The following is a 10931-nucleotide window of genomic DNA, read 5'->3' as shown; positions in this document are numbered from 1 at the left end:
CGGTGGGCCAGCTCGAGGGCAAGACCGCGCTCATCACGGGCGGGGCACTGGGAATCGGCCTGGCCGTCGCCCAGCGCTTCGCCCGCGAGGGCGCCCGGGTCATCCTCGCCGACCGCAACGGCGAGGGCGCGGCTGCGGCCGCTGCCGAGATCGGCGAGAACGCCCGCGCCGTCACGATGGACATCTCGGACGAAGCCGCGGTCGAAGCGGCGTTCGCCGAGGTCGAGGCGGCGGGCTGGGCGCCCGACGTGGTGGTCGCGAACGCCGGCGTGCAGCTGTTCGGGCAGGACGCGCCGGCGGCCGACCTCGACTTGGACGTGTGGCGCCGCACGATCGACATCAACCTGACGGGCACGTTCCTGACGGTCAAGCACGCCCTGCGCAGCATGGTGCCGCGCGGCGGCGGGTCGATCATCCTCACCGGCAGCCCGACCGCGGTCAACGGCGAGGGCAGGGACTTCACCGCCTACAGCGCGTCGAAGGCCGGTATGCACGGCCTCGGCCGCACCGTCGCCGCGGCCTACGCCGACAAGGGCGTCCGGGTGAACACGGTGCAGCCCGCGTACACCGAGACGCCCCTCGTCGCGGCGATCAGCGAGGACCCCGAGTCCCGCGCCGCGATCATCGGCCGCATCCCGATCGGCCGCGCCGGCACGCCCGACGACGTCGCGGGCATCATGGTCTACCTCGCCAGCGACGACGGCGCCTTCGCGACGGGTGCGACGTTCCAGGTCGACGGCGGCATGACCTCGCTCTGAGGCCCGGCGGCGTCCCGGGTTCCGGGCGCCTTTCTCCGTCGGGGCGCAGCCCTGCACCCCGACGGGGAGTCCGCGCGCCGAACCCCCGAAGCACGGACCACGGACGGCACGTGACCTCGAACGCGATCGGAGTACGAGGATGGGAACCATGACGGACCTGTGGAACGGCGAACGGGCGCGCACGTGGCGCAGCGGCGCCTGGTCGCTGGAGGTGTGGGCCGACGAACTCGCCGACATCGCGTTCGAGGGCCGCATCGTGCTGCGGTCGGTGCGCGCCGTCGTGCGCGACCGCAACTGGGACACGGCGAGTCTGGTCGTCGACCGCATCGCGTCGTCCGACCTCGCCCTCACCCTGCACGTGCACACGGAGGGTCTGGGCGCCGATCTCCGGGGCATCGTGCGCGCGGAGGTGCGCGGTCCCGGGCGGCTGCGCGTGCTCACCGATCTCGAATCGCAGGCTGAGTTCGCGACGAATCGCACCGGTCTCGTCGTGCTGCATCCGCCGACCGTCGCGGGTACCGCCCTCCTCGTCCGCCACTCCGACGGGGCGGTCGCCCACTCGCGCTTCCCGGAGCACATCAGCCCCCACCAGCCGGCGTTCGACGTCGCCGGGCTCTCGTGGTCGCACGAGGGCCTCGACGTCGACGTCCGCTTCGAGGGCGACGTGTTCGAGATGGAGGACCAGCGCAACTGGACGGATGCCTCGTACAAGACGTACAGCCGGCCACTGGCACTGCCCTTCCCCTACACCCTGGCGGCGGGCGAGCGGGTCGTGCAGTCGGTGGACCTCGCGGTGTCGGCAAAGCCGGTTCCGCTCGCGCCGGCCGAGGTCACCCGTCTCCGCCTCACGCAGGGGCCGGCCTTCCCCGCGATCGCGGTGGCGGCCTCGACGGCAGCCGGTCCCGCCCCCTTCGCCGATGACGATGCAGCGACGCCGGCCGCCGTGCTGGTCGAGCTCGATCTCGCCACCCGCAACTGGCGGGCGGCGCTCGACCGGGCCGCGGCATCCGCTCTCCCGCTCGACGTTCGCTTCGTGCTCGACCATTCCGACCCGGAGAGCGTGCACGACGGCGCCGCGGCGCTGCGCGGACTGCCGGTCGCGCGCGCCAGCGCGTTCTGGCCGACCGGGCCCGCGCGCCACGTCTCCGACCTGGAGGCGATCGCCCTGCTGCGCCATGCCGTCGACGAGGCCGGCGTCCGGACCGAGGTCGTGGGCGGAGCACGCTCCCACTTCACCGAGCTGAACCGCGAGCAGCACCGTTTGCCGCGGGGCCTGGACGGCATCGTGTTCAGCAGCACGCCGCTCTTCCACAGCCTCTCCACGGCTCAGCTCGTCGAGGCGCTGCCCATCCAGCGGCTGGTCGCGACACAGGGGGTGCAGATCGCGCGCGGGGCTCCCGTGCACATCGGTCCGATCTCGCTGCGTCCGCACTTCAACGACGTCGCGACGACGGCGCCGCCGATGCCCGCCCACGACGACCTGCGCGAGGGCTACGGCTCCGCGCTGATCGACGCGGTCGACGAGCGCCAGCAGGCACCCGAGCTCGCCGCCTGGACCGTCGCGAGCGCAGCCGCCCTTGCGGTGCCCGGCGTCGCGACCCTCGCGTACTTCGAGGAATGGGGTCCGCGTGGCCTCCGCGGAGCGGACGGCGCGCCCTACCCGGTGCTCGGGGCGGTGTCGGCCCTCCGCTCGCTGTCGGGCCACCCGGCTCTTGCCGGCGACTCCGCCGACGGCCTGGTGTGGGCGATCGGCGCCCGCACCGATGAGGGCGCGGTCGTCCTGGTGGCGAACCTCGACCGGTCGACCCGGGCGGTCGAGGTCGAGCTGCCCGACGGCTCTTTCCGCACGGCGGAGGTCGCGCCGGGCGAGTTCGTGCAGCTCTGACCCCCCGCGACCCGTCGTGGCGTCAGCTCACGACGGGTCGCGTCGCGCGATGACTCAGGCCTCGACCCGGGTGATGCGCAGGGCGAGGGCCTCGCCCTCGGGCAGCTCCACCGGCGCGGACGCGCGGTCGTAGGCGTCGTTGCGCTGCACGTCGTCGAGCGTGAAGCGGCGCCCGACCGGCGTGACCGTCATGTTCCAGGTGTCGATGATGTCGACCTCGAAGGCGTCGCCGGGCTCGGGGCGCTCGCCGGGGAAGCCGATCGGCAGCCGGAACGACCAGTCGGCGGGCGCCGAGCTGCCGAGGTACTGCAGGTAGGTGCGACGAGGGATGCCGGCGACATGAGCGGGGTCGTCCCACTTGTCGACGGGGTCGAGGCCGGGCCCGTCGACCTCCTCGAGGATGCGCCGCAGGAAGCCCAGCCGTACGGGCGAGTCGCCGCGCAGGGGGCCGCCCTCGACCATGTGGAGGCTGCCGGACGCGGTGACGAAGCTCTCCCCGTGCGAGGCGTAGCAGCCGGCGACCGTCGACACCCAGAACTGGTGCACGAGCTGCTCCGCGTCCAGGTGTCCCCAGCGCTCCGGGATGTCGCCCTCGTACTTGATCTCGTCGAGCACGACGGGCTTGCCCCACACGTCGCGGTACAGCCCGGCACGGCCGAAGTCCGTGGTGACCGAGCCGTTCTGGATCGAGGCGTGCGTCACCCACGGCTGGTTGTTGTCGTACAGCTCGATCCAGTTGTGGATCGAGCGCAGGTGGTCGTACGGGTCGATCTCGGCCAGGAGCGCCCCGGTGCGGTCCCAGCGCTCGTCCGGCCGCTCGAGCTGGTCGAACTCGTTGCACAGCGACCACCACACGTGCGGATACGCGGCCAGGCGCGCGACGAGGTAGCGCAGGTAGACGGCGTCCTCGTCCTCGGTGAGCTCGTTCAGCCCGAACTGACCGCGGTCGTACGCGTTGTAGATCAGCACGTCGGCCTGGATGCCCCGTTCGCCGAGCAGCTCGACGGCGCGGTCGAGCCGCTGGAAGAACGCCGGCACGGGCCGGGTCACGTCCCACCGTCCGTCGGTCTTCTCGAACGGCCAGAGCGTCGGGATGTGCTCGATGTAGCCGCCGCCCTGCGGGAAGACCATGAAGCGGAACTTGTTGAACCCCGCCTCGGCGATCGCGTCGACGGTCGACGAGTACAGGGGCTCCTCCTGATGCAGCCAGTTGTACGCGGTCGCGCCGACGGGCCGGATCGGGGTGCCGTCGGCGTGGGCGAAGTGGAAGCGGTGCGCGACCCTTACGGGCCCGCGCTCTGTGCCGCGCACGACCGCGAACGTGCCGGATCTGCCCGAGAGCGCGGCATCCGCGCTCTCCGTCGTCCACGACCACTCCCCCTCGAGGTCCGGGGAGAACCGTACGCGGTACGTCGTGCCGCCGTCCCAGAAGCCGGGCACGACGCGCTCTGCGCCGGAGCCGTGGTGCCGCGCGCGCAGGGTGAGCGGCGTGCGGTCGGCCGGGATCGCTTCGGCGCCCTCGAACGCCAGCTCGATCGGGCGGTACAGCTCCTGCGGCTGCGGGGCGGGCTCAGAGGACACGGGGATTCTCCTTCGACTCGGGTCCGTGCGGGGTGGTCAGGGGGCGGTGCGGCGCGAGCTCTCGCGCACGATCAGCTCGGGCTCGTAGACCCGCTGCGCGACGGCGCCGTGCTCGATCGCCTCGAACAGCAGGTCGACGGCGGTCGCACCGAAATCCTCATGGCGGGCGCGCACGCTGGTGAGCGGGATGAGGGACGCCTCGGCGAACTCGTTGTCGTCGTAGCCGACGAGCGCCACGTCCCGCGGCACCGAGACGCCGCCCGCCGCGAGCGCCTGCAGCACACCGAGCGCGAGCACGTCGTTGGCGGCGAAGACGCCGTCGGGGCGCTCCGCGGCGGGCCGGGCGGCGAGCGCGGCTCCGACCGCGCGGCCCGCGGCGATCGAGCGCTCGGCGACCTCGACGACCTCGATGCCCGCAACAGGCTCGGCCGCGACCGCCTGGCGCGCTCCTGCGAGGCGGTCGGTCACCTGCTGGACGGGCAGCGGACCACCGACGAACGCCAGGCGGCGGCATCCGCTCGCCACGAGGTGCTCGGCCGCCTGGCGGCCTCCGGAGACGTCGTCGATGGAGATGGACGGCTGGCTCGCCTCGCGCGCGCGTCGTCCGACGAGCACCGACGGCGTGCCGCGCTCCCGCATCGCCGCGAGCCGCTCTTCGATGGGCTCGAACGACGACACCAGCAGCCCGCGCACCTGACGCTGCTCGAACGCCTCGAGGTACGCGTCCTCTCGATCGCGGTCGCCGTGGGAGTGCGCGAAGAACACCGTCATGCCGAGCCGCTCCGCCCGGTACTCGACCTCCTGCGCGATCTCGCTGAAGTGGGGGTTGCTCACGTCGGGCGACAGGTAGCCGATCAGACTGCTGACGCCCAGGCGCAGCTGGCGGCCGGCGCTCGAGGGCACGAACCCCAGCTCGTCGATGGCCTCGCCGATGCGCCGCGCCCGCTCCGCCGAGACGCGGTCGGGGTGGTTGAGGTAGGCCGACACGGTGCCCACCGCGACTCCCGCCCGGGCCGCGACCTGGCGGATTCCCGGACGACCGGGCGCGCTCCCCTGCGGCGACACCTCAGCGCCAGTCATGCTCGGCGGCGAAGCCGAGCCGCGCGCGGATCTTGCGGGTCGACATGAGCGACTCGAACTCGCCGAGATCGTCGGCCACTGGCGTTCCGGGGAACCAGCGAGCGGCAACCTCGCGCGACGGCTGTGCATTGCCGGATTCCGGTGCGGCCACGTTGTACACCTCGAACCCCGGCCGGGCCGCGCCGAGCGCGAGCGCGACGGCGAGCGCGCCGTCGCGGGCGTCGACCCACGAGCCGACGAGGTCGCGGCGGTAGCCGGGCTCTCCGGCCCGCTCGAAGGTCGCGTACTCGTCGGGAGCGACGACGTTCGTGAAGCGCAGGGCCGTGATGGAGGTCTCGGGGTTCCAGCGGACGAGCTGCGCGGCGATCGCCTCTTCGGCGACCTTGCCGAGGCCGTATGTGTTGTTGGCCGCGGTGTACGTCTCGTCGACGGGCAGTGCCGGCGGGGCCTCGTCGAACGGGAACCCCATCGCGGTGATGCTCGAGGCCAGCACGATGGTGCGGATGCCGGCGCGGTGCGCGGCGAACAGCGCGTTGAACGAGACGGTGACGTTGTTGTGGAAGGTCGCGGCGTCGGGCACGAGTCCGTTCACCGGGATCGCGGCGAGGTGCACGAGCGCGTCGAGCCCCTCGTGGCGCGCTGTCACCGAGAGGAACGCGTCGAGCGTCTGCCCGAAGTCGGTGAGGTCGACGCGGGTGAATCCCGGTCCGGGCGCACCCGCGAGGTCGAAGCCCATGACCTCGTGGCCGTCCGCGCGCAGCCGTTCCACCGTCGCCCGCCCGAGCTTGCCTCCGCTGCCGGTGACACCGATCCGCATGCCGTACCTCCTTGTGCCGCACCCGTGAGGTGACTCCGAACTTGAAACGTTTCGAATTCGGTGCGACACTCACTGTACACGTTGCTACTGAAACGTTTCGTTTTTCTCAGAGAGGACGCTGATGTCCGTCACCGTCGAGGCACCCCGCATCGAACACCACCGCGAACCGCTCGGGATCGGAGAGCGGATGCCGCGCCTCTCGTGGCGTGTCTCCTCCGCGCCGACGGGCTGGCGTCAGAGCGCGTACTCCGTCGAGGTGGCGCGCGACGGCGGCATCACGACCTACGTCGTCGACTCGCCCGACCAGGTGCTGGTGGCCTGGCCCGGCGAGCCGCTCCGCTCGCGCGACGTCGTGGCCGTGCGGATCGCGGTGCGCGGCGAGGACGGCGCCTGGTCCGAGGCATCCGTCCCCACCGTCCTGGAGGCGGGCCTCCTCGAGCCCTCCGACTGGACCGCCAGGCCGGTCGGCTCCCTGCGCAACGAGAACCCGATGTCGGACCAGCGGCGACCATCGCTCGTGCGGCGGGGCTTCGAAGTGCGCGAGGGCCTCGTTCGCGCTCGGCTCTATGCCACCGCGCACGGCGTGTACGAGGCCGAGCTCAACGGGCAGCGCGTCGGCGACGACACGCTCTCCCCGGGCTGGACCGTGTACGGCAAGCGCCTGCGGTACTACACCTACGACGTGACCGACGTCGTGAAGCCCGGCGCGAACGCGCTCGGCGCGTGGCTCGGCGACGGGTGGTACCGCGGACGGCTCGGCTGGCGCGGCGGCTTCCGCAACCTCTACGGCGACGACCAGTCGTTCCTCGGCCAGCTCGAGCTCACCTACGACGACGGGTCGCGCGAGGTCATCGCGACCGACCACACGTGGCGTTCGGCGCCGAGCCCGATCCTGCACAGCGGCATCTACGACGGCGAGGACTACGACGCCCGCGAGGAACTGCCCGGCTGGTCGACCGCCGACTTCGACGACGGCGAGTGGGAGGGCGTGCAGGAGCGCCACCGCGACCCGGCGACGCTCGTCGCCCCGACCGCTCCCCCGGTGCGCTCGACCGAGGAGGTGCACCCGATCGCGGTGCTGACCGGCCCGAGCGGCTCGCGCATCCTCGATTTCGGGCAGAACCTCGTCGGGCGGGTGCGGATCCGCGTATCGGGCGAGGCCGGCACCACGGTGACGCTGCGCACGGCCGAGGTCATGCAGGACGGCGAGATCTACACGCGTCCCCTGCGCGCCGCCCGCTCGACCGACAACTACACGCTCGCCGGTCGCGAGGTCGAGGAGTGGGAGCCCCGCTTCACCTTCCACGGCTTCCGCTACGTCGAGGTCGCGGGCTGGCCGGGCGATCTCGACGCCGACGCGGCCTCGGGCGCCCTGGTCGCTCGGGTCTACCACACCGACCTCGAGCGCACGGGCTGGTTCGAGTCCTCCGACCCGGCACTCAACCGCCTGCACGAGAACGTGCGCTGGGGCATGCGCGGCAACTTCGTCGACATCCCCACCGACTGCCCCCAGCGCGACGAGCGCATCGGCTGGACGGGCGACATCCAGGTGTTCGGGCCGACGGCGTCGACCCTCTACGACGTGTCGGGCATGCTCTCGGGGTGGCTGCAGGATCTCGCGATCGAGCAGCTTCCCGACGGCACCGTGCCCTGGTACGTTCCGGTGATCCCCGCCGACAAGGCCTGGACGCCGATGCGGCCGGGCGCCGCGTGGGGCGACGTCGCGACCCTGCTCCCGTGGACCCTCTACGAGCGCTTCGGCGACGTGGGCGTCCTGCAGGCGCAGTGGGACAGCGCGCACCGCTGGGTCGACCTGCTCGAGCGCCTGGCCGGGCCTTCGCGTTTGTGGGACTCGGGCTTCCAGCTCGGCGACTGGCTCGACCCGGCGGCTCCGCCGGACGATCCCGCCGACGCCCTCACCGACCGCTACCTGGTCGCGACCGCCTACTTCGCCAAGTCCGCGCGAACGGTGGCGCGCATGGCAGCAGCGCTCGGGCTCGCCGACGAGCGCGCGCACTACGACGCGCTCGCCGACGAGGTGGTCGCCGCCTTCGAGGCCGCGTACGTGAACGCCGACGGCACGATGACCAGCGACGCGCAGACCGCGTACGCGCTGGGCCTGCAGTTCGACCTGATCACCGATCCGGTGAGGCGTGAGGCCGCGACCACCCGCCTCGCGCAGCTGGTGCACGACGCGGGCAACCGCATCGCGACGGGCTTCGTGGGCACGCCGCTCGTGTCGGACGCGCTGAGCTCCGGCGGCCAGGTGGCCACCGCGTACGACCTGATCCTCGAGCGCGAGTGCCCCTCGTGGCTCTACCAGGTGGAGCAGGGAGCGACGACGGTGTGGGAGCGCTGGGATTCACTGCTGCCCGACGGCACCGTCAACCCGGGCCAGATGACCTCGTTCAACCACTACGCCCTCGGCGCCGTCGCCGACTGGATGCACCGTGTCATCGGCGGGCTCGCGGCCGACGCCCCCGGCTACCGGCGGATCCGGTTCGCACCGCGCCCCGGCGGCGGACTGACCTCGGCCACCGCGCGCCAGCTCACCGCGTACGGCGAGGCGGCGATCTCGTGGCGCATCGAGGATGAGCAGCTGCACGTCGAGCTGACCGTGCCTGTCGGCACCGAGGCGGTGCTCGACCTCGACGGGTGCGAAGAGGAGACGCTGGCCCCCGGCACGCACACGCGGGTCGTGGGCGTTCCCGCGACATCGTCCGTCGTCACCGCCTGACCGGCGGTCGACCGGCCCATCTGATTCCGGATGCCGCGGCCCGCGGCATCCGGAATCCCGTGTCGATCTGCGGATCAGCCGCCGGCCGCCACTGGCGCCACGCGCGGATAGTGAATATCCTTTCGTTAGCGAATCCACAGTCGGATCGCCACGAACGGAGACACCGTGCCCTTGACGCCCTACACCCGGCCCGCGGACGGGCAGGTGCGCCTGCTCACGAAGGTCGCGCGTATGTACCACGAACGGGGCGTCCGCCAGGCAGACATCGCGACCGCGCTCAATATCTCACAGGCGAAGGTGTCGCGTCTGCTCAAGCGGGCCGAATCGGTGGGCATCGTGCGCACGATCGTCACGGTCGCCCCCGGGGTGTACGCCGAGCTGGAGGAGCAGCTCGAGGAGAAGTACGGGCTCGCTGAGGCCGTCGTGGTCGATGTCGACCCCGACGCCGACGAGGGCGAGCTGCTGGCCTCGCTCGGAGCGGGCGCCGCCGCCTACCTCGAGGCGACACTGTCAGGCGCCGACCGGATCGGCGTCTCGTCGTGGAGCCAGACCATCCTCGCCATGGTCGACCGCATGCGGCCTTTCACCGTGCGCGGCGCGACGGAGGTCGTGCAGCTGCTCGGCGGCGTCGGCGCTCCGGAGGCGCAGAGCCACTCCAACCGCATCCTCGGCGAGCTCGCGCGCACGCTCGGCGCCGAGCCGGTGTACGTGCAGGCGCCCGGTGTGGTCGGCGACCCGGCCATCCGCGACAGCCTGCTGCAGGACCCGTCCATGCAGGAGGTCGCCCGCCACTGGAACGAGCTCACGATGGCGATCATGGGCATCGGCAGCATCGAGCCGTCGGACGTGCTCGCCACGAGCGGCAACGCCTTCCCGGCGGAGGAGCGCGAGGCGCTGCTGGACGAAGGCGCCGTCGGCGACATCTGCCACCGCATCTTCCGCGCCGACGGATCGCTCGTGCGCGGCGCCATCGACGATCGCATCATCGCGATCACCGTCGAGAACCTGCGCCGCATCCCGCGCCGCGTCGGCATCGCCGGCGGCGAGCGCAAGCTCGAGGCGATCCACGGTGCCCTCGCCGGCGACTGGGTGACAACCCTCGTGACCGACCTCCGCTCCGCCGAGGCCCTCGCCGACCGCTGACCGCCGAGCGGCGGCGGCAGCGGCATCCGTCTGTCCCTGATCCGGCGATTTCCGGGGCCGCGGGCGTCCGTCACCACGTCAGGGGATCTCACGAAGGCAGGACGATCCGGCGCGGAACGTCCTGCGCTCGCCAGATCTCCTGACCCGGCGATTCCCCGGGGCCGCGGGCGTTCGTCACCACGTCAGGAGATCTCACGAAGGCAGGACGATCCGGCGCGGAACGTCCTGCGCTCGTCAGATCTCCTGACCCGGTGAAGGGTGGTCAGCGCGCGGCGAGAGAGGCTGCCAGGCGCTCCACACCGAGCCGCGGGCTCGTGAGCACGGGCACATCAACCGACACGGCCTCGGCGGCGGACGCCATGGATGCCTGGGCCAGCACGATCACGTCGGCCTCGGCCGCACCGCGCTCGATGGCGGCGGCGACGAGCCTGTCGTGGGTGGCGCGATCGCCACCGGCGACCGCCGCGAACGCGCCGTCGATGACCTCGCTGGTGAACTCGGGCTCGACGCCGGCCAGCACCGCCCGCTCCTGCAGCAGGCCCAGGGTGGGACGGCAGGTCGTGGGCAGGGTCGCGAGCACGCGGATGCGGCGACCGGCGCGGACCGCGGCATCCGCCATCGCCTCGTCGACGCGCAGCACCGGCACGCCGGCCGCCGCCGCCGCGGGGGCGGCGAGCTCGGAGATCGACGAGCAGGTGAACATGACGGCATCCGCTCCCCCCGCCGCCGCGGCGCGGACCAGGTCGTCGATGCGCTCGGGCACCGAAGACGCGCGGGCCTCATCTCCGAGATCGGCCACGATGCGGTCGTCGAGGTAATTGACGACCGTCGCGCCCGGCAGGAACTCGGCCGCGAGCGCGCCGAAGGGGGCGATGTTGACCGCTCCGGTGTGCAGGAACGCGATGCGGGGTGCCGAGGTCATGGGACCAG

The 10931-nt window shown here is 72.4% G+C and carries 8 protein-coding genes; 4 read left to right on the top strand and 4 right to left on the bottom strand.

Translation table 11 applies throughout. The features are described from left to right. Positions 1-2: 2 nt before the first annotated feature. Together IM767_RS03500 and IM767_RS03495 are read left to right on the top strand one after the other, a co-directional pair. The gene (locus tag IM767_RS03500; RefSeq protein WP_109209067.1) at positions 3-758 is read left to right on the top strand and encodes an SDR family NAD(P)-dependent oxidoreductase; all 756 of its coding nucleotides are present in this window, start codon (positions 3-5) and stop codon (positions 756-758) included. Positions 759-906: 148 nt separating this feature from the next. Next, on the top strand, positions 907-2643 hold the full coding sequence (locus IM767_RS03495) for a D-apionate lactonase family protein (RefSeq protein WP_109209066.1): 1737 nt from the start codon (positions 907-909) through the stop codon (positions 2641-2643). A gap of 54 nt (positions 2644-2697) precedes the next feature. On the opposite strand, the gene IM767_RS03490 is transcribed toward IM767_RS03495, so the two are convergent. Genes IM767_RS03490 through IM767_RS03480 form a run of 3 tightly spaced genes read right to left on the bottom strand, consistent with a single transcriptional unit; the run spans position 2698 to position 6121 of the window. Then, positions 2698-4224 (bottom strand): apiosidase-like domain-containing protein, encoded by a 1527-nt coding sequence (locus tag IM767_RS03490; RefSeq protein ID WP_109209065.1) that lies wholly within the window; start codon positions 4222-4224, stop codon positions 2698-2700. A gap of 36 nt (positions 4225-4260) precedes the next feature. Further along, complete coding sequence (locus IM767_RS03485; RefSeq protein ID WP_109209064.1) at positions 4261-5304, bottom strand: LacI family DNA-binding transcriptional regulator; 1044 nt, start codon at positions 5302-5304, stop codon at positions 4261-4263. Continuing rightward, positions 5291-6121, bottom strand: coding sequence for an NAD-dependent epimerase/dehydratase family protein (locus tag IM767_RS03480; protein WP_109209063.1), 831 nt, complete (start codon positions 6119-6121; stop codon positions 5291-5293). The genes IM767_RS03485 and IM767_RS03480 overlap by 14 nt, the downstream gene beginning before the upstream one ends. 121 nt (positions 6122-6242) lie before the next feature. Here IM767_RS03480 and IM767_RS03475 point away from each other — a divergent pair, with 121 nt between their 5' ends. Then, a complete protein-coding gene (locus IM767_RS03475; protein WP_109209062.1) occupies positions 6243-8858 on the top strand; it encodes an alpha-L-rhamnosidase in 2616 nt (871 codons plus the stop codon). Positions 8859-9023: 165 nt separating this feature from the next. Next, the gene (locus IM767_RS03470) at positions 9024-10001 is read left to right on the top strand and encodes a sugar-binding transcriptional regulator (protein WP_109209061.1); all 978 of its coding nucleotides are present in this window, start codon (positions 9024-9026) and stop codon (positions 9999-10001) included. Between the two features lie 262 nt (positions 10002-10263). On the opposite strand, the gene IM767_RS03465 is transcribed toward IM767_RS03470, so the two are convergent. Continuing rightward, the gene (locus IM767_RS03465; protein ID WP_109209060.1) at positions 10264-10923 is read right to left on the bottom strand and encodes an aspartate/glutamate racemase family protein; all 660 of its coding nucleotides are present in this window, start codon (positions 10921-10923) and stop codon (positions 10264-10266) included. Positions 10924-10931: the final 8 nt, after the last annotated feature.

The sequence above is a fragment of the Microbacterium ureisolvens genome, from assembly GCF_015278315.1.
Lineage (GTDB): Bacteria > Actinomycetota > Actinomycetes > Actinomycetales > Microbacteriaceae > Microbacterium > Microbacterium ureisolvens.
This window is presented reverse-complemented; position numbering and strand designations above follow the sequence as displayed.

What these genes read in the sequence shown, in the direction of transcription:
- IM767_RS03495 (WP_109209066.1), top strand. Translation starts at nt 907, where the DNA reads ATGACGGACCTGTGGAACGGCGAACGGGCGCGCACGTGGCGCAGCGGC.
- IM767_RS03485 (WP_109209064.1), bottom strand. Translation starts at nt 5,304, where the DNA reads ATGACTGGCGCTGAGGTGTCGCCGCAGGGGAGCGCGCCCGGTCGTCCG.
- IM767_RS03480 (WP_109209063.1), bottom strand. Translation starts at nt 6,121, where the DNA reads ATGCGGATCGGTGTCACCGGCAGCGGAGGCAAGCTCGGGCGGGCGACG.
- IM767_RS03475 (WP_109209062.1), top strand. Translation starts at nt 6,243, where the DNA reads ATGTCCGTCACCGTCGAGGCACCCCGCATCGAACACCACCGCGAACCG.
- IM767_RS03465 (WP_109209060.1), bottom strand. Translation starts at nt 10,923, where the DNA reads ATGACCTCGGCACCCCGCATCGCGTTCCTGCACACCGGAGCGGTCAAC.